The organism is Arthrobacter sp. 01N444, assembly GCF_056399305.1.
On record NZ_JBFTRB010000018.1, the window covers coordinates 41,688 to 58,784 of the forward strand.

Genomic DNA, 17,097 nt, shown 5'->3' on the forward strand with positions numbered 1-17,097 from the left:
CCAGTGATGCACTGGGCAGGACTGCTGTTTTGTTGAGGGGCTGCCGTTCCATCTGGCGGCTGCCGTTCTCCCTATGGGCTTCTGTTCTCCCTGTGGGCTGGGCGGCTCAGGGGGCGCTGACGCGCTGCACATCCGGTTCCAGGTAGATGACCCGGGCAATCGGGACGGCTTCCCGGACCCGGACCTCCGCGTCATCAATCGCCTTCGCAATGTCCTGGCCCGAGTCCGAGCGGCCGATGCTGATCTTGGCCGCCACCAGCAGCTCCTCGGGGCCAAGGTGCATGGTCTTGAGGTGAATGATGCTGGTGCCGCCGGCCTCGATCGCGCTGCGGATCTTGGCGACGTCATCGCGGGTGGCCGACTCGCCCAGCAGCAGGGACTTGGTTTCCATGGCCAGCACCACGGCGATCGCCACGAGCAGCAGACCGATCATCGCGGTGCCGAGGGCGTCCCAGATGCCGTTCCCGGTCAGGAGCGTCAGGCCCACGCCGAAGAGCGCGAACACCAGGCCCACGAGGGCGCCGAAGTCCTCGAGCAGGATCACCGGGAGTTCCGGCTGCTTGGCGTTGCGGATGAACTTAACCCAGCTCTGCTTCCCACGCAGGGGGTTGGATTCGATGATCGCTGTCCGGAACGAGAAGGACTCGGCAATGATCGCGCCGATCAGGACGGCCAGCGGCACCCACCAGAAGTCACCTTCGATGGCGTGCGGGTGCTGGATTTTTCCCCAGGCCTCGTACAGTGCGAACAGGCCGCCGACGCTGAAAAGCACAATCGAAACGATGAAGGCGTAGATGTAACGCTCGCGGCCGTAGCCGAAGGGGTGCTCGGGGCTGGCTTCCCGCTTTGCGCGTTTGCCGCCGAGCAGGAGCAGCAGCTGGTTGCCGGAGTCTGCGAGGGAGTGAATCGCCTCGGCCAGCATGGACGAGGACAGCGTCAGAAAGTAGGCGACGAACTTCAAAACGGCGATGGTCAGGTTTGCGGCCAGCGCCGCGAGAATCGCCTTGGTACCGCCATTTGCAGCCACGTGAGCTTCTCCTTATGGGGTTCTTCCGGGGTGTATGCGAACACCGGAAGAACCCAGCGCCCACAAGGAATACCGTACCGGTTTCCGGGCCGGCGCCGAACCGCGGCGGGGACCAACGCTGCCACGTAACGATTGGGTAGTCCCCTGCTGACAAGCAATCCGCCCTATGTTAGCTTGAAGCCATATTCGGTATTCACAATTTGGATGCCGAAAAATATGTAGGAGGAGACATGGGCTTTCTTGGCTGGATCATTCTCGGACTCATAGTGGGTGCAATCGTCAAGGCACTCTTGCCCGGCAGGGTCGGTGGCGGCTGGGTTACCAGTCTCGTGCTCGGCGTCGTCGGCGCGATTGTTGGCGGCTGGATCGGGGACCTGCTGTTCGGCGGCGGCAAGATGGAATTCTGGAATCTCGGTTCCTGGCTCCTGGCCATCGTCGGTGGCCTCGCGGCCGCGTTCATCTACGGCGCCATCACAGGGCGCAACAAGACCACCACCTAATTCTTCAAGGCACTGGCCGCACACTTTGTGTGGGGGCGACAGTGACACTACGACGGCGGGGCTCACCATTCGGTGGGCCCCGCCGTTCGTTTGGCCTGCGTTTTTCGGACAGGAATTCCTGCCGGACCCGCTGGTTTCCTGCTGAGCGGCTAGGGGGTTTGCTGGGAGCGGGCGCTGGCGTACAGGCAGACAGTGGCTGCGGTGCCGAGGTTCAGGCTTTCCGCTTCCCCGTACACCGGCACGGCCACCCGGTGGTCGGCCAGCGCGATCTCGTCCTCGGACAGGCCTTGGGCCTCGTTGCCGAAGAGCCAGGCGGTCGGCTGTTCCAACGCGTACACCGATTCGGCGGCGGATGCCCCCAGGCGGCGGGCCGCGTTCTCGTCCTGGAGACGGTCCAGGTCCAGTTGTCCCTTGCCGTCCGCGGCCAGCACGCCGACGCCACGCTCCCGGCAGCGGGCCACGACTTCCTCGACCTCCGCGCCGAGGACAACGGGCAGATGGAACAGGGAACCCGCCGTCGACCGCACGGCCTTGGGGTTGTAGATGTCCACGCTCGAGCCGGTCAGGATGACGGCGTCGGCGCCGGCGGCGTCGGCCGCCCGCAACACGGTGCCTGCGTTGCCGGGGTCCCGGACCTGGCACAGGACGGCAATCAGCCGCGGGCCGGTGTCGAGCACGTGCTCAAGGCTCACGTCCAGGAAGCCGCAGACGGCAATGATGCCCTGTGGGGTGACGGTGTCCGCCATCGCAGCGATCACTTCGTCGGTTGCGAGGTGCGCGTGGGTTCCCTCGGCCAGCTGCTCCAGCTCCGGGTGGCGGTCCAGGCAGGCCTCGGTGGCGTACACCTCATAGACGATGCCGGGCTCCCCCGCGGCGATCCTCTTCCGGTGCAGGACCAAAGCCTCACGGACCGCCTGCGGGCCTTCGGCCAGGAACTCGCGACGCTTTAAACGGGCCGGGCGCCCGGCAAGCTGTGCCACCTTCCTCATCCGATCAGCTCGGGGGTTGGAGAGTGGAAAGTCTTGCGGGCGCCCGGTTTCGTTCATATAAGAACCTTAGTGGCTATTCCAGCCGGCTCTTGAACGAGACAGTCTTTCAACTGCGGGAGGAACTACTTTGCAGCCTCGTCGGCGGCCTTCTTGGCAGCAGGCTTCTTCGCGGGAGCCTTCTTGGCAGCCTTGGGAGCCGGGGCAGCCTCAGCCTGGACGGCCGGAGCGGACGTGTCGGCAGGCAGCGAGTCCTTGGCGACCTTGACCAGCGCGGCGAAGGCGTTGGCGTCGGAAACGGCCAGCTCGGCCAGCATACGGCGGTCAACCTCAACCTCAGCGGCCTTCAGGCCCTGGATCAGGCGGTTGTAGGTCAGGCCGTTGGCGCGGGATGCAGCGTTGATGCGCTGGATCCAAAGACGGCGGAAGTCGCCCTTCTTCTTCTTACGGTCACCATAGCTGTACACAAACGAGTGCAGCAGCTGCTCTTTTGCCTTGCGGTACAGGCGTGAACGCTGTCCGCGGTAACCCTTTGCGCGTTCGAGGATAACCCGGCGCTTCTTGTGGGCGTTAACCGCCCTCTTCACACGTGCCACGTGCGTACTCCTTAGAAAATTTCTGATCCCAAGCGTCTACTGCCGGAACGGTCCGGCTGGCCTGAGAAGCCTTTTTGGTAGTTGACTGCTGCCAGGTGGCGAACAGTCAGAGAACTTGGAACTTAGATGCCGAGCATCTTCCGGATGACCTTGGCGTCGCCCTTGAAGACGATCTTGTCGCCGGCAAGGCGACGGGTCAGCCGGGAGGACTTGTGCTCGAGGTAGTGGCGGCGGTTGGCCTGCTGGCGGCGCAGCTTGCCGGTACCGGTCAGCTTGAAGCGCTTCTTAGCACCGCTGTGGGTCTTCATCTTCGGCATGGGAACCGATCTCCTTACGTATCCGCAGAAAAGTCTGCAGCTCTTTCGTGCAGCCACCCCTGCGGGCGGCGTGCTGGTTGCCTGCTGCCGGACATTGCTGTCCGGCAGCCGTGAACTAGTTGGTCTTCTTGGTGCCAGGCTTGGCGGCTGCCCGGGGGGCGGCCGGCCGTGCGGCGGGCTTCGGCGCTGCGGGCCTGGGTACCGGCTTCGGAGCAGCAACCGGCTTCGGTGCTGCTGCCGGAGCGGCTGCCTTTTCCTCGGGAGCCTTCGCTGCTGCCGGGGCCGGAGCGGCCTTCGGAGCCGCGGGAGCCTTGGCTGCTGCCGGCTTCTCGGCCGCCTTCGGAGCCTTCGCTGCTGCCGGCTTCTCGGCCGCCTTCGGAGCCGCCGGAGCCTTCGCTGCTGCCGGTTCCTCGGCTGCCTTCGGTGCGGCTTCCGCCGGCACGTCCTGGGCGGGGGCCTCGTCGGCCTTGGTCTCTTCGACCGGAGCCGCTTCAACCTTGGCTTCTTCAACCTTGGTCTCTTCGACCTTGGCTTCCTCGACCTTGGTCTCTTCAACCTTGGCTTCTTCGACGGGGGCCTCCGCTGCGGGTGCCTCCGGCGATACGACGTAGCCTTCCGGCAGGAGGTCCGACAGCGTCTGGGTCAGCGGGGCGTTGCCACCGGAGACATCGACGCGTCCCGAAGCCTTGGCTTCGTTCTCAGCCTTGGCTTCTGCGCGCTGCGTTGCGCGGCGGGCCTCCGCCTTGGCTTCGGCTTTGTTCTTCAGCGGGCCAACCACCATGACCATGTTGCGGCCATCGATGCGCGGGCTGGACTCCACCACACCAACTTCGGCGACGTCGTCGGCGAAGCGCTGGAGCAGGCGGATGCCCATCTCGGGGCGCTGCTGCTCGCGGCCGCGGAACTGGATCATGGCCTTGACCTTGTCGCCGGCACCGAGGAACCGGAGCGCGTGTCCGCGCTTCGTTTCGTAGTCGTGGGTGTCGATCTTCAGGCGGAAACGGATTTCCTTCAGGACCGTGTTGGTCTGGTTCTTCCGGGCCTCGCGTGCCTTGACAGCGGCTTCGTACTTGTACTTGCCGAAGTCCATCAGCTTGCACACCGGAGGCTTCGCCTGCGGTGCAACTTCAACGAGATCAAGATCGGACTCGGCAGCCAAACGCAGGGCATCCTCAATACGGACAATTCCTACTTGTTCGCCTGCAGGGCCGACCAGCCGCACCTCGGGGACGCGGATACGCTCATTGATTCTTGGCTCGCTAATGTTAAAGCTCCTGTGTTCGTGAGGGGTATTCCACCGGCAAAAAGAGAAGGCCCCCAATTGCCGGAGCAATCGAAGGCCTCGAGATCGGAACTGCCGCCCTCAAGGGGGCAACATGCACTTCCTGCGGACCGGAGTCCGAGGTAGTGCCCGACCAGGTACCCGGCAACCTTGACTCCTGGACAGGAGGGGCTTCCCGAAGGAAGTTTCGCGGCTGACGCGGGTGGGAGAGAACTCCGCTTGCAAACTAAAGCCAACTCTACAGAAAGACACCCGTTCAACGCACGTATGCGTCGCCGGGCGCCAACTTCAGTGACAAGCACTGCCAGTCAGAACACTGCATTCTATAAAAGCTTGAGAATAACGACATTTAGTCGGTCTGTGACAAGCTTACCAGCATGAGCACTTCAGATAGTAATTCCCACGTCTTCGAGCCCGCGGCAGCCCAGGCGGACGTCTCGCAGCAGATCCGCGACATCTCGGAAGTCCCCTCCATCGAGGTCATCACCACGGCCGCCGTGCACCTGATGAGCGCCGCCGCGGTAAAGCTCGGCCTCGCCGCCGAGGAAAATGCCCAGGACCTCAAGGACCTGGACGAGGCCCGCAAGCTGATCACCGCCCTCGCCGGTCTGGTGACCGCAGCGGCGCCCGAAATCGGCTCACAGCACGCTGGACCGTTGCGCGACGGACTCCGTTCGCTTCAGCTGGCCTTCCGCGAAGAATCGATCATCCCGGACGCGCCGGGCAAGGGCCCGGGCGAGAAGTACACCGGCCCCGTCAACTAAGCACCCGTCAGCCAGGACAACGCCGGCGGGCGGACCACCCAGGTCCGCCCGCCGGCGTCGTTATTTTCCGTCCGCAGGATTTGCCGTTCACAAAGCCCGGGCGCGTGCCCGGAGTGGCGCAATGGCGGCAGGCCCGCGTTCAGACGCGGGCCAGGCGGCTGCGCCGGACCTGTTGCAGGGCCAGTCCCACCAGGCAGAGGGCCACGCCCGCCAACCCCACTGAGACGAAGCCGGCCGACGGGCCGATGAGGTCAATGAACAGCCCGGCAAGCGGCGCGCCCAGGGCCACTCCGCCGGTGAGCGATGACCCGTACCAGCCCATCGCCTCGCCACGCCGGCTTTCATCCACCAGTTCGGCCACCTTTTCCGAGGCCGCGGACAACACCGGCGCGCACAGCAGACCCGGCAGCAACGCGAGCAGGCTGAGCGTCCAGACGTCGGTCGCGAAGGCCATCGGGACCGTCAGCGCTGACATCCCCAGCAACAGGAGGATCGGGGAAACGGCCCGGTGCATGGCACCGTAGAGGACGCCGCCCACCACCGAGGCCGCGCACCAGAAGAGGAACACGATGCCGATTTCGGCCTGGTGGCCGCCGGTCTGGAGCGCCGCGACGATGCCGACGTCGGTGCCGCTGAGGACCATGCCGGCACCGGCGCCGACGGCAAACACGGCGGCTACGGCGGCGGTGAACCAGCTGAAGTTGTGGATGACCCTGTGGCGCAGGCCGGATCCCCGCCGGCGGCGCTCCTCGGCGGCGGCCGCCAGGGGTGCCAGTTCGGCTGCTGCCTCCTGCAGGTGGGCCGGCGCGGCGGCGACCACTGCGGCTTCCGCGCACTCCAGCTCCTGCGCCTCAAGCCCGGCGTCCGGGGAAGCACTCCGGGTGGGCGGGTTGAACCACATGAGGAAGAGCCCGGAGACGGATGTGGCCACTCCCACGACTGTCAGGCCCAGGACGGACTGGCCGCTGGTGGCGACGACGGCTCCGACGGCCGGGCCGATCATGAAGACCAGCTCGGTGGCGATGGCGTCGAGCGCAAAGGCAGTCCGGCGCTGTTCCCCGGGGGCCAGAACGCCCAGCGACTGCCGCACCACGCTGAAGATGGGCAGAGTCAGCAGGCCCCCGATGAAGACCAGGGGCAACAGGGCCTCGTAGGACACGTGCGGCACGATCGACCAGATCACGGCCTCGGAGACCACAGACGGAATCAGCGCCTTTCGCAGCCCCACGGTGTCGACCCGGCGTCCGCGCCAGGGCGCGCCGACGGCGATACCGATCGTCATCACGGCGGCGGCCGCTCCGGCGGCGGCGTAGCCCTGGCCGAGGGTCAGGACGATGTGCAGGGTCAGCAGGACGCCGGCCGCCGAGTGCGGTATGCGGGCGATCATGCCGACCAGCAGGAGGCGCCTGATGGGCCGGATGGCCAGCAGCTGACGGTAAAGCGCGAAATTCACGGACTATATCCTTCTGGTACTGCCCACGGCAGCACCGGGAGGTCCCCCCGTTGGGCCGTCAGCTATGGTGCTGCACGCTGCAGCTTGACCTCGATCGAATCAACCCGCTCGGCAAAGATTTCATTCCGGGCCCAGGCGTTATTGAGGCCGGCGACGATCGACTGCACGCCGGCGGCGTCGAGACCGTCTTCAAGGTAGAGGACCACACGGAGTTCCGGGCCGGCTCCCCCACCGGGGAGCCGCCTGCCATCGGCCGTGGCCGAGGCAACTCCACCCCCCGGATGAATTTCAACACGGCGGACCGCCGGAAAGCCAACCGCGCCTTCCCCGAGTGCACCCGCGAGATCGGGGTCGGCGTATGACGGCGTCCATGGCTGCTGCTGGGCGAGGGCCCAGACTGCCGGCCGGCGGACCACGAACGTCACTTCCGAGCCGGGATCGAGCACGAGCAGCTCCGCCCCTTCCGCGACCGCTGACAAGGCGGCCCGGGCCGCGTACACGGCGACCGGCCTGGCCTCCGGGTGCCACGCCGTCAGTGACGCTGCCGAGGTGAACACCGGCATGGCCGTCCGTCCGTCCGGCGCCTTGAGCGTCACCAGGGCCATGTCGGCCTGCTTGTCCGAGTGCAGCGGATCCCCGTTGGGCCCGGCCGCGGCCTCGCCCTCTTCGGCGAGCTGGGCGAGGATTGGCACGAACACCCGGGCGGTGGCCAGCGCGGCCACCACGGCCGCCTCGTCGCCAGTGCCCGCGGCGAGGTCGGACAAGGCCGCCAGATAGCCGGCGTCGGCGGTGCCGTCGTCGTCGTCGAAATTATGGATCTTGGCGTCATTGCCGGACAGGCTGCGCCCAGCCCAGGGTTGGCCGGCGGAGTCAGTGGCCCCGCCGGCGCCGGCAAGGGCCGCCGCGATATGCCCGGGCAGATGCCGGATGGGACCGGCCCCGGTCCCTGCCTCCACTGTCTCGTGGGGGTTATTGGGGTCGTGGGTGTCGTGGGAGTGCGTCATGGGCGCCTTCGCCGCTAGCGGCGGCCGGCGACGTCGAGGGCCTCGGGCAGGGTGAAGTTGCCGTTGTAGAGGGCCTTGCCGACGATGGCGCCTTCGACGCCGAGCGGCACCAGGGAGCGCAGGACCTTGAGATCCTCGAGGCTGGAAATGCCGCCGGAGGCGACCACCGGCTTGCCCGTTTTCTCGACCATCTGGCGCAGGAGTTCGACGTTGGGGCCCTGGAGCGTGCCGTCCTTGGTCACATCGGTCACGACGTACCGGGCGCAGCCGGCGTCCTCGAGGCGGCCGAGCACGTCCCAGAGGTCCCCGCCTTCCTTGGTCCAGCCCCGGCCGGCGAGGGTGGTGCCGCGGACATCCAGGCCGACGGCAATCTTGTCGCCGAAGCGCTCGATCACCCGGGCCGTCCATTCCGGGTTTTCCAGTGCCGCCGTGCCCAGGTTGACGCGTGCGACGCCGAGGTCGAGGGCCTTCTCAAGGGATTCGTCGTCGCGAAGGCCGCCGGAGAGCTCCACCTTGATATCGAGCCGGCCGACGACCTCGCGCAGGAGCTCGGCGTTGGAGCCGCGCCCGAACGCGGCGTCCAGGTCGACCAGATGCACCCACTCAGCCCCCTGCTGCTGCCAGTTGAGGGCGGCCTCCAGCGGGGTGCCGTAGCTCGTCTCGCTGCCGGCTTCGCCCTGTACGAGCCGGACGGCCTGTCCGTTGACGACGTCGACGGCGGGCAGGAGCTCGAGTACGGGCAGCGGGGTTTCGGTGGTCATCGTGGAGTCCTCAGCTTGGGGATGGGGGTGGGGAGGGGCGGTCAGGACGCCGGCAGGGTCAGGAGGTAGGCGGCCAGCAGTGACATGCCGGCGAGGATGTAGAAAACGATCTGCACCCAGAGCGGACTTTTCTGCTGGCGGAAGGAGATCCCGCCGCCAACCAGCAGGCCGGCCACGCCCATGAGCACCAGGGACCACATCTAGGCGGTCCCTTCCGGGGCTGCGGTACGGTCCGGGGCTGCGGGGCGCAGGCTTTGGACCCAGTTGCGCAGCAGCCGGGCGCCGGCGTCGCCGGACTTCTCCGGGTGGAACTGGGTGGCACACAGCGGGCCGTTTTCCACGGCCGCGATGAACGGGGCACCGTGGTCGGACCAGGTCACCAGCGGCGCAGCCATCCGCGGCTGGATGACGTCGAAGTCCCACTTCTGGACACCGTAGGAGTGCACGAAGTAGAAGCGCTCGTCCTCAACCCCGGCGAAGAGCCTGGACCCTTCGGGGACGGCGACGGTGTTCCAGCCCATGTGGGGCACGACGTCGGCAGGCAACAGTTCCACCTTGCCGGGCCACTCCCCCATGCCCTCGGCTTCGGTGCCGTGTTCGACGCCGGCCTCGAACAGCACTTGGAGCCCGACGCAGATGGCCAGCACGGGGCGGCCTCCGGCGACACGGCGGCCGATCATGCGGATGGCGTCAACGGCCTTGAGTTCGCGCATGACGGTTTCGAAGGCGCCGACACCGGGGACGACGAGGCCGTCGGCATTGAGGACATCCTCAGGCTTGGAGCTGAGGATGACTTCGGCGCCGGCCCGCTCCAGCGCGCGGACGGCGGACCGGACATTCCCGGAGCCGTAGTCCAGCACCGTAACTGTGGGCTTTCCCTGCGGGGAGACCGGCTTGGCCGCGGCGGCGGGGTCGATGATGGCCCCGTCGCGGAGCACCGGGCCGGTCACAAAGCACCCTTTGTCGACGGGATGCCCTCGACGCGGGGATCCGGCTCGACGGCTGCGCGCAGGGCACGGGCAAAGGCCTTGAACTGGGCCTCGACGATGTGGTGGGGGTCACGCCCGGCAGTGACGTTCATGTGCAGGCAGATCCCGGCGTGAAGGGTGATCGCCTCGAAGACGTGGCGGGTCAGGGAGCCCGTAAAGTGGCCGCCGATCAGGTGGTATTCCTGGCCTGCCGGCTCGCCGGCGTGGACCAGGTAGGGACGGCCGGAGACGTCCACGACAGCTTGCGCGAGGGCCTCATCGAGGGGAACGGTCGCCTCGCCAAAGCGGCGGATCCCGGCTTTGTTGCCCAGAGCGGTCCGCAGAACCTCGCCGAAAGTGATGGCCACGTCCTCGACAGTGTGGTGGACATCGATGTGGGTGTCGCCGGTGGCCTTGACGGTCATGTCGATCAAGGAGTGCTTGCTGAGGGCCGTCAGCATGTGGTCGTAGAACGGGACCGACGTGCTGATGTCTGAAACGCCGGTGCCGTCCAGGTTGATCTCGACCAGGACCGAGGACTCGCTGGTGGTCCGTTCCATGCGTGCGGTCCGGCCCTCGGCGGCGGTGGATCCGGTGGTGCTCATGTAGATGTGTCCTTTGGAAGAAGGCAGGGTGTTGGGCAATCTGGCGGGGACGATTGGGCTCCCCACCAAGTCTAGGCCTGCGGCTTTGCGGAGCCGGCCAGGATGAGTTCAAGTGCCTCCAGGAAGGCTGTGGTTTCTGTCTCAGTGCCGGCGGTGACGCGCAGGTGCCCCGGAATACCGACGTCGCGGATGAGGACACCGGCGTCCAGCATGCGCTGCCAAACCTCATGGGGGTTCTCGAGGCCGCCGAAGAACACGTAGTTGGAATCAGACGCGGCCGGGGTCAAGCCCAACCGCGTCAGTTCCGACACGATCCGGTCGCGCTGGCGCTTGATGTCCTCGACGTCCGCCATGAGCGCCTCCCGGTGGCGCAGGGCAGCCAGGGCCGCAGCCTGGGTGATGGCGGAGAGGTGGTACGGGAGACGCACCAGGCGCAGGGCATCCGCGACCTCCGGGGCCGCGGCCATGTAGCCGAGCCGCGCACCCGCGAGGGCGAAGGCCTTGCTCATGGTGCGCGAGACGATGAGCCGCTCCCGGCCAGGCAGCAGGGTGAGGGCACTGGGCGTGCCGTCGTGGGCGAACTCGTGATAGGCCTCGTCAACGATCACGATGGTCTGGCTGGCCTCGCCGGCCTCATAAACGGCCTCGACCACATCAAGGCCCAGCCCCGTGCCGGTCGGGTTGTTCGGGGAACAGAGGAAGACAATGTTGGGCTGAAGCTCGCGGACTTGCTGTGCCGCCGATTCCGCGCTGAGCCCATAGTCGGACGCGCGGACCCCGACGACGTACTCCGTATCCGTGCCGGAGGCCAGCAGCGGGTACATCGAATACGTGGGAGGGAACCCGAGGGCCGTCCGGCCAGGGCCTCCGAAGGCCTGGAGGATTTGCTGAAGGACTTCGTTGGAACCATTCGCGGCCCAGATGTTCTCCGCGTCCAGCCCATGGCCAAGGTATTCGGCGAGGGCTTCGCGCAATTCGGTGAATTCGCGGTCCGGATAGCGGTTCAGCCCGGCAGCGGCGGCGCTCACGGCTTCGGTAATCGCGGCGCGGACATCGGCCGGGACCCCATGGGTGTTCTCGTTGACGTTGAGCAGGATGGGGACGTCCAGCTGCGGCGCGCCATACGGACGCAGGCCACGCAGATTGGTTCGGAGGGGCAGTCGGTTGAGGCGCTCAAGCTGGTCAGTCACGTGACCAGTTTAAGTGGTAGCGGGACGGGCGCTGAAACTGTGACGCCCGCGACGGCACCCGGGGGTGGCTACTTGGACGGAACAAACAGTTGCTGGCCCGGCATCACACGCGCGGCGTCCAGATTGTTCAACTGCACGATATCGGCCACAACATCGCGGGGATCGCGCTCCGGGGCCACCGACCCGGCAATGGCCCAGAGGGACTCCCCCGGTTGGACTGTGACGGATACGGTCGGCGTCACCGAGAGCTGGTCTGCGGAATCTGCCGCTTTCGCGGGAGCGTTGAGGAATCCGCTGAAGGACAGGATGAACGCCGCCAGCAGAATCAGGGGGACGCCGAAAAAGACGAAGCGTCCGCGCCGGGTGAGCCGAAGCGGCGGCTGCTTGGTCCGGCCGCCGGAAACCGCGGCGGCGGCTCCTTGCTGCGCCCGCGACGGCGCGGAGCCGCGGCGCCTGGCGTTGAGCGGGTACACGTTGCCGTGACTGGAACCACTTTGGGCGAGGCCGCCTTGTCCGATGCTGCCGTGTCCGATGCTGCGGCGATCCGCTGCGCCACCCGGACCAACACCACGGTGGCGGGTCGTGACGCCCTGAATGTTAGTGCCGTCAAACGCGCTTGAAACTGACATGAACTGAGCCCTCCTGGACCATAAGTTGCCGCCCGGCGTACTCACGTACTCGCCGCCAACCGGCCGAACCTTCGAACATAGAACCGAACATTGCCTGCGAACCCAGATCGTCGGAATCGAACACATATTCGAATCTTGCTAGTTCTGTTTTAGCACTTACTAACGAACGATGTCGAGACTCGCTAGAACAAATGTTTGAAAAAGGTCTGCGGCTGGCCTATTTTTGAGGGACAGGACAACCACTTTCGAACTCCCACTTTCGAACTACCAGTGGGAATTCATTCGTAGTTGATCAGCAGGGTCTGACATTTCAGGCCGGAAGTTCCCGGTGACAGCAGCCACGGCAGCCGGGCGGAACGGAAAGGCGTTGGCGAACATGGCAGCACAAGCCACCGGCGGCAGGGCCACCCCACGGAGCCCGCAGCCCGCCCGGGCCCCCAAGAGCCTCACCGTCCGGCAAAAGAAAATCCTGGAGACCATCCAGCGGTCCGTCACGGACAAGGGCTACCCGCCGTCCATGCGCGAAATCGGAGACACCGTCGGTCTCGCCAGCCTGTCGAGCGTGACCCACCAGCTCTCCCAACTGGAAAAGCTTGGCTACCTGCGGCGTGATCCGAAGCGGCCCCGGGCCATGGAAGTGCTCATGCCGCTGACCCTGGACGAGGGGGCCACACCGATATCTGGTATCGAGAAGTCCAGCCCCTTGCGGGCCGTCGGCGGCCTGTCGGTAACCGAGCTCGCCAGCGCCACTGACACGGCAATGGTGCCGTTCGTCGGACGCATCGCCGCCGGCGGGCCGATCCTCGCGGACCAGGTGGTGGAGGACGTCATGCCGCTGCCCCGCCAACTCGTGGGCCATGGCGAACTCTTCATGCTCAAGGTGGCCGGCGACTCGATGATCGACGCCGCCATCTGCGACGGCGACTGGGTGGTTGTCCGCCGCCAGGGTGATGCCGTGAACGGCGATATCGTCGCCGCCCTGCTGGACGACGAAGCCACGGTCAAGACCTTCCGCCAGCGGGACGGCCACACGTGGCTGTTGCCGCAAAACACCCAGTACGAGCCCATCCTGGGCGACCACGCCGTCATCATGGGCAAGGTCGTATCGGTACTGCGCTCCCTCTAAACTGCGCTCGCTCTAAACTGCGCTCCCCTTAGCCATGCGGGGCATGCTGCCAGTTCGGAGCGGCCACCCCGCGGCGGATTTCCGGCGCAGGGTGACGGCCCCGGTTTGGGACTTAAGCTTTCGCGGAGTCTTTCGCCAGGCGCTTCAGGGCTGCCATGGCAATCGATGAATCGGTGGTGGGCCAGAACGGCGGCAGCGCGGCGCGCAGGAAGCCGCCGTAACGCTCCGTGGAGAGCCGCGAATCCAGCACTGCCACCACGCCCTTATCCGAGGTCGAGCGGATCAGCCGTCCGGCGCCCTGCGCGAGGCGGATGGCGGCGTGCGTGGCCGAGACGGCCATGAAGCCATTGCCGCCGGCCTGGGCCACGGCCCGCGAACGTGCCGTCATCAGCGGGTCGTCCGGCCGCGGGAAGGGAATCCGGTCGATGACCACCAGCCGGCAGGACACGCCAGGGACGTCGACGCCCTGCCAGAGGGACATGGTTCCGAACAAACACGTGTCAGGTTCGTCGGCAAACTGCCGCACGAGCGCCGTCATGGTCGACTCCCCCTGGCACAGGATGCTGAGGCCCACCCGGGGCCGCATGGCCTCGGCTGCTTCCTCTGCGGCGCGCCGCGAGGAGAACAGGCACAGGGCGCCTCCGCCGGAGGCGCGGATCAGCTTCTCGAGTTCGTCCAGGGCCTCGGGGGACGTTCCGCGGCCGGGTTTGGGCAGGTGCCGGGCTACGTAGAGGATGCCCTGCTTCGGGTAGTCGAACGGGGAGCCGACGTCGACGCCGGTCCAGCTCGGGGCGCCGTTGCCAACCAGGCCCAGGCCGCCGGCGGCGGGTTCGAAGGCAGCGCCAATGGCCAGTGTGGCCGAGGTCAGGATGACGGTGTGGTCCGCGAACAGGCCCTCGCGCAAGCGCCCTGCGACGCTCAGCGGGGCAACATTGATCAACGCCGGCGCGCTCTCGTCCGGCTGGGAGTAGCCCTGCGCCGGGTCGAAGCTGCTGTTGCGGGAGAACCACACGACTTCGCGGTTTTCGCGCGCGGCCAGGAGGCGTTCACAGAGCTCCAGGATGACCATGAGGCGCGAGCGGGCCAGCTGCCGTCCGCCGTCCGCCGACACGGAGCTGTCCCCCTTGGAATCGGAAAGGGCGGCGCGGCAGGCGTCGCGCAGCTGGTCGATGCAGTCCAGCTGCTCGCTGTTCAGGCCGTTGGGCATCAGCCCGCTGGGGACGCCATCGATGGCGAGCTCCAGGTGGGCGGCGGCATTGTTCAGCGCATCCACGGTGATGCCCGTGTGCTTCCGGGCCCCGGACGCGGCGGCGTGCACCATCGCCACGGAGAGCTGGCCCGAGACCGCGCCCGTGACGCGGTCCTGAAGTTCGTGTGCTTCATCCACCACGACGACGTCGTACTCGGGCAGCACCGCCAGGCCTTCGAAGGCACTGACGGCGAGCATGGCGTGGTTGGTGACCACGACGTCGGCATCGGCGGCGTTCTGCCGTGCCAGCTCGCTGAAGCATTCGGCCGCGAGCGGGCATTTTTGCGCGCCGAGGCACTCCATGGAGGTGACCGAGACCTGGCGCCAGGCCCGGTCCGTGACGCCCGGCATGAGCTCGTCGCGGTCCCCCGTGGCGGTCTCCTCGGCCCATTCGCGCAGCCGGACAACTTCCTTGCCCAGCTGGGAGGACGGCCCGCCAAGTGCGGCGGCGAAGTGCGGCACGGACGTGTCCTCGCCGAGGGAAAACAGCTGTCCCTCGGAAGGTTCTTCGGACGGGAAGCCGCCCTCGAGTTTGTGCCGGCAGACGTAGTTGGACCGGCCCTTGACCAGGGCGACCTTGACGGGCCGCTCCAGGGCAGGGGTGATGGTCTTAAGCAGCCTGGGCAGGTCACGGCCCACAATCTGCGTTTGCAGCGCCAGGGTGGCGGTGGAGACCAGCGTGGGCTTGTTGCTGGTCAGCGAATGCGCGATCAGCGGAATCAGGTAGGCCAGCGACTTGCCGGTGCCGGTGCCGGCCTGGACCAGCAGGTGATCACCGCTGTCTATCGCGCGCGCCACCTGCCGGGCCATTTCGTGCTGGCCATCGCGGCTCTGCCCGCCCATGCCGGACACGGCACGGTCGAGCAGCTTAACAACAAACTCCTCGCCGGCCGCGCCGGCACCCGAACCGGCGCCGGTGTCAGTTTCGGCCGGCCCGGCGTCGGCTGGTTCGGCATGAGCTGGATCGGCGTCGGTCCTGGTCACCGCAGCCTCAGTCATTGCTGATGAAGGGATCCAGTTCGGCGGCGAGTCCTTCACGCACCATCACCACGGCACGGGTCCCGGTTTCCTCGTGGTCGAGGCTGAGGATCTCGGCGTCGCTCTCGTGGAGCTTGCTGATCAGATCCCCGCGGTTGTACGGGATGAGCAGCTCAAGCTTCACGCTGGGCCGCGGAATGCCGTCGCTGATGGCCTTGAGCAGTTCCGGAATGCCTTCGCCGGTGCGGGCCGAGACCACCACGTGGCGCGGCTCGCGCTGCTTTAGCCGTTCGACCACGAACGGGTCAGCGGCGTCGGCCTTGTTCAGGACAATGATTTCCGGAACCTTGCGCGCGTCGACTTCGCTGAAGACCGTCCGGACAGCCGCGATCTGGCCTTCCGGATCCGGGTGCGAGACGTCCACGACATGCAGGATCAGGTCAGAGTCGGCGACCTCTTCCAGCGTAGAGCGGAATGCCTCCACGAGCTGGGTGGGCAGGGAACGGACAAAGCCCACGGTGTCGGCCAGGGTGTATCCCAGCCCGTCAGCGGTTTCGGCCTTGCGGACGGTGGGGTCCAGGGTGGCGAACAGGGCGTTTTCCACCAGCACCCCTGCGTCGGTCAGCCGGTTCAGCAGCGAGGACTTCCCGGCGTTGGTGTACCCGGCGATGGCGACAGAGGGCACGGCATTACGACGGCGGTTGGCGCGCTTCGTTTCCCGGGCAGGCTTCATGGCGGCGATTTCGCGCCGCAGCTTGGCCATCCGGGTGCGGATCCGGCGGCGGTCCAGTTCGATCTTGGTCTCACCGGGACCACGCGAGCCCATGCCGGCACCGGCTCCGCCCACCTGGCCACCGGCCTGGCGGGACATCGATTCACCCCAGCCGCGCAGGCGCGGGAGCAGGTATTCGAGCTGGGCGAGCTCCACCTGGGCCTTGCCTTCACGGCTCTTGGCGTGCTGGGCGAAGATGTCCAGGATCAGCGCTGTACGGTCAATGACCTTGACCTTGACGATGTCCTCCAGCCCGCGACGCTGGGACGGGGCCAATTCGGCGTCGACGACGACGGTGTCGGCGCCGGTGGACATCACGATGGCTTTCAGCTCCTGTGCCTTGCCGGAGCCTAGGAAAGTCCCGGGATCGGGCTTGGCACGCCGCTGGACGAGCCCGTCGAGGACCTCGGAGCCGGCCGTCTCAGCGAGGGCGGCAAGTTCACGCAGGGAGTTCTCCGCGTCCGCGAGGGTGCCCTCGGTCCAGAGGCCGGCCAGGACGACGCGCTCAAGGCGCAACTGCCGGTATTCGACCTCGGTGACGTCTTCGAGCTCGGTGGACAGGCCGGCCTTGCGGCGCAGTGCGTGCCGTTCCTCAAGGTCCTGCTGGTCGCCGTCGAAGTTGGTGTACACCTCGTCCAGGCGGGAGATGGCCTGCGCCTTGCCGAGCACCGACGTCGGGCTGCTGGTGCCAGCACCGGCGGCGGTGCCATGGCCGGTGCCGCCGCCGCGGCCTGGGGCGGGGGTGTCCTTGGAAAGGATCCGGTCGATTACAGCTTGAATCTCTTCAGGGCTCATGTCCTGGGCTGCTGAATCGGGTCCGGTGTTGGGGTGGCTGGTCATGGTCTCCTTTAAAGGTTCGGCACTTTCAGAATAGTGCCGATTGTTGCTCT

18 protein-coding genes are annotated in these 17,097 nt (G+C 66.8%); 3 read left to right on the plus strand and 15 right to left on the minus strand.

What is annotated here, in order from left to right; all coding sequences use genetic code 11:
* Positions 1–106 precede the first annotated feature (106 nt).
* A complete protein-coding gene (locus AC1DKN_RS17280) occupies positions 107–1,027 on the minus strand; it encodes a cation diffusion facilitator family transporter (RefSeq protein WP_079551287.1) in 921 nt (306 codons plus the stop codon).
* A 230-nt stretch (positions 1,028–1,257) separates the two neighbouring features.
* Here AC1DKN_RS17280 and AC1DKN_RS17285 point away from each other — a divergent pair, with 230 nt between their 5' ends.
* Positions 1,258–1,527, plus strand: a complete 270-nt coding sequence (locus tag AC1DKN_RS17285) for a GlsB/YeaQ/YmgE family stress response membrane protein (RefSeq protein ID WP_230010760.1) — start codon at positions 1,258–1,260, stop codon at positions 1,525–1,527.
* Between the two features lie 149 nt (positions 1,528–1,676).
* Here the strand turns inward: AC1DKN_RS17285 and AC1DKN_RS17290 are convergent, their stop codons facing one another.
* The 4 genes from AC1DKN_RS17290 to infC all read right to left on the minus strand — a co-directional run bounded on the left by AC1DKN_RS17290 (position 1,677) and on the right by infC (position 4,648).
* Entirely contained in the window at positions 1,677–2,573 is an 897-nt protein-coding gene (locus AC1DKN_RS17290) for a TrmH family RNA methyltransferase (protein ID WP_223917207.1), read from the minus strand.
* Positions 2,574–2,638: 65 nt separating this feature from the next.
* Positions 2,639–3,109, minus strand: a complete 471-nt coding sequence (rplT, locus tag AC1DKN_RS17295) for a 50S ribosomal protein L20 (protein WP_028277244.1) — start codon at positions 3,107–3,109, stop codon at positions 2,639–2,641.
* A gap of 122 nt (positions 3,110–3,231) precedes the next feature.
* Positions 3,232–3,426, minus strand: a complete 195-nt coding sequence (gene rpmI, locus AC1DKN_RS17300) for a 50S ribosomal protein L35 (RefSeq protein ID WP_003798720.1) — start codon at positions 3,424–3,426, stop codon at positions 3,232–3,234.
* Positions 3,427–3,541: 115 nt separating this feature from the next.
* Positions 3,542–4,648, minus strand: a complete 1,107-nt coding sequence (infC, locus tag AC1DKN_RS17305; RefSeq protein WP_476872013.1) for a translation initiation factor IF-3 — start codon at positions 4,646–4,648, stop codon at positions 3,542–3,544.
* A 437-nt stretch (positions 4,649–5,085) separates the two neighbouring features.
* Between infC and AC1DKN_RS17310 the strand changes: the two genes are divergently transcribed.
* Entirely contained in the window at positions 5,086–5,472 is a 387-nt protein-coding gene (locus AC1DKN_RS17310; RefSeq protein ID WP_230010214.1) for a DUF1844 domain-containing protein, read from the plus strand.
* A 139-nt stretch (positions 5,473–5,611) separates the two neighbouring features.
* Here AC1DKN_RS17310 and AC1DKN_RS17315 read toward each other — a convergent pair whose 3' ends face one another.
* The 8 genes from AC1DKN_RS17315 to AC1DKN_RS17350 form a co-directional block, all read right to left on the minus strand.
* On the minus strand, positions 5,612–6,925 hold the full coding sequence (locus AC1DKN_RS17315; RefSeq protein ID WP_028277241.1) for an MFS transporter: 1,314 nt from the start codon (positions 6,923–6,925) through the stop codon (positions 5,612–5,614).
* Between the two features lie 62 nt (positions 6,926–6,987).
* Positions 6,988–7,929 (minus strand): SseB family protein, encoded by a 942-nt coding sequence (locus tag AC1DKN_RS17320; RefSeq protein ID WP_476872014.1) that lies wholly within the window; start codon positions 7,927–7,929, stop codon positions 6,988–6,990.
* Positions 7,930–7,943: 14 nt separating this feature from the next.
* A complete protein-coding gene (priA, locus tag AC1DKN_RS17325) occupies positions 7,944–8,690 on the minus strand; it encodes a bifunctional 1-(5-phosphoribosyl)-5-((5-phosphoribosylamino)methylideneamino)imidazole-4-carboxamide isomerase/phosphoribosylanthranilate isomerase PriA (protein WP_079551296.1) in 747 nt (248 codons plus the stop codon).
* A gap of 41 nt (positions 8,691–8,731) precedes the next feature.
* The gene (locus AC1DKN_RS17330; RefSeq protein ID WP_164468561.1) at positions 8,732–8,890 is read right to left on the minus strand and encodes a hypothetical protein; all 159 of its coding nucleotides are present in this window, start codon (positions 8,888–8,890) and stop codon (positions 8,732–8,734) included.
* Positions 8,891–9,640 carry an imidazole glycerol phosphate synthase subunit HisH gene (gene hisH / locus AC1DKN_RS17335; RefSeq protein WP_476849458.1) on the minus strand — a complete coding sequence of 250 codons (750 nt, stop codon included), beginning with the start codon at positions 9,638–9,640 and terminating at the stop codon, positions 8,891–8,893.
* The gene (gene hisB, locus AC1DKN_RS17340; RefSeq protein WP_476849457.1) at positions 9,637–10,263 is read right to left on the minus strand and encodes an imidazoleglycerol-phosphate dehydratase HisB; all 627 of its coding nucleotides are present in this window, start codon (positions 10,261–10,263) and stop codon (positions 9,637–9,639) included. The genes hisH and hisB overlap by 4 nt, the downstream gene beginning before the upstream one ends.
* 71 nt (positions 10,264–10,334) lie before the next feature.
* Positions 10,335–11,453: a histidinol-phosphate transaminase gene (locus tag AC1DKN_RS17345; protein ID WP_476872015.1), complete on the minus strand. Its 1,119-nt coding sequence runs from the start codon at positions 11,451–11,453 to the stop codon at positions 10,335–10,337.
* Positions 11,454–11,521: 68 nt separating this feature from the next.
* Positions 11,522–11,926, minus strand: coding sequence for a LysM peptidoglycan-binding domain-containing protein (locus AC1DKN_RS17350; RefSeq protein WP_374208258.1), 405 nt, complete (start codon positions 11,924–11,926; stop codon positions 11,522–11,524).
* Positions 11,927–12,458: 532 nt separating this feature from the next.
* Here AC1DKN_RS17350 and lexA point away from each other — a divergent pair.
* Positions 12,459–13,208: a transcriptional repressor LexA gene (gene lexA / locus AC1DKN_RS17355; protein ID WP_230008558.1), complete on the plus strand. Its 750-nt coding sequence runs from the start codon at positions 12,459–12,461 to the stop codon at positions 13,206–13,208.
* Positions 13,209–13,320: 112 nt separating this feature from the next.
* Here lexA and AC1DKN_RS17360 read toward each other — a convergent pair whose 3' ends face one another.
* The gene (locus tag AC1DKN_RS17360; RefSeq protein WP_476872016.1) at positions 13,321–15,456 is read right to left on the minus strand and encodes an ATP-dependent DNA helicase; all 2,136 of its coding nucleotides are present in this window, start codon (positions 15,454–15,456) and stop codon (positions 13,321–13,323) included.
* Positions 15,449–17,047 carry a GTPase HflX gene (gene hflX, locus AC1DKN_RS17365; RefSeq protein WP_223913986.1) on the minus strand — a complete coding sequence of 533 codons (1,599 nt, stop codon included), beginning with the start codon at positions 17,045–17,047 and terminating at the stop codon, positions 15,449–15,451. The genes AC1DKN_RS17360 and hflX overlap by 8 nt, the downstream gene beginning before the upstream one ends.
* Positions 17,048–17,097 lie beyond the last annotated feature (50 nt).

Bases quoted from the DNA above. Each gene is read 5' to 3' on its own strand.
- AC1DKN_RS17285 (WP_230010760.1), top strand. From the start codon at position 1,258: ATGGGCTTTCTTGGCTGGATCATTCTCGGACTCATAGTGGGTGCAATC.
- AC1DKN_RS17290 (WP_223917207.1), bottom strand. From the start codon at position 2,573: ATGAACGAAACCGGGCGCCCGCAAGACTTTCCACTCTCCAACCCCCGA.
- rpmI (WP_003798720.1), bottom strand. From the start codon at position 3,426: ATGCCGAAGATGAAGACCCACAGCGGTGCTAAGAAGCGCTTCAAGCTG.
- AC1DKN_RS17310 (WP_230010214.1), top strand. From the start codon at position 5,086: ATGAGCACTTCAGATAGTAATTCCCACGTCTTCGAGCCCGCGGCAGCC.
- AC1DKN_RS17320 (WP_476872014.1), bottom strand. From the start codon at position 7,929: ATGACGCACTCCCACGACACCCACGACCCCAATAACCCCCACGAGACA.
- priA (WP_079551296.1), bottom strand. From the start codon at position 8,690: ATGACCACCGAAACCCCGCTGCCCGTACTCGAGCTCCTGCCCGCCGTC.
- AC1DKN_RS17330 (WP_164468561.1), bottom strand. From the start codon at position 8,890: ATGTGGTCCCTGGTGCTCATGGGCGTGGCCGGCCTGCTGGTTGGCGGC.
- hisB (WP_476849457.1), bottom strand. From the start codon at position 10,263: ATGAGCACCACCGGATCCACCGCCGCCGAGGGCCGGACCGCACGCATG.
- lexA (WP_230008558.1), top strand. From the start codon at position 12,459: ATGGCAGCACAAGCCACCGGCGGCAGGGCCACCCCACGGAGCCCGCAG.
- AC1DKN_RS17360 (WP_476872016.1), bottom strand. From the start codon at position 15,456: ATGACTGAGGCTGCGGTGACCAGGACCGACGCCGATCCAGCTCATGCC.
- hflX (WP_223913986.1), bottom strand. From the start codon at position 17,047: ATGACCAGCCACCCCAACACCGGACCCGATTCAGCAGCCCAGGACATG.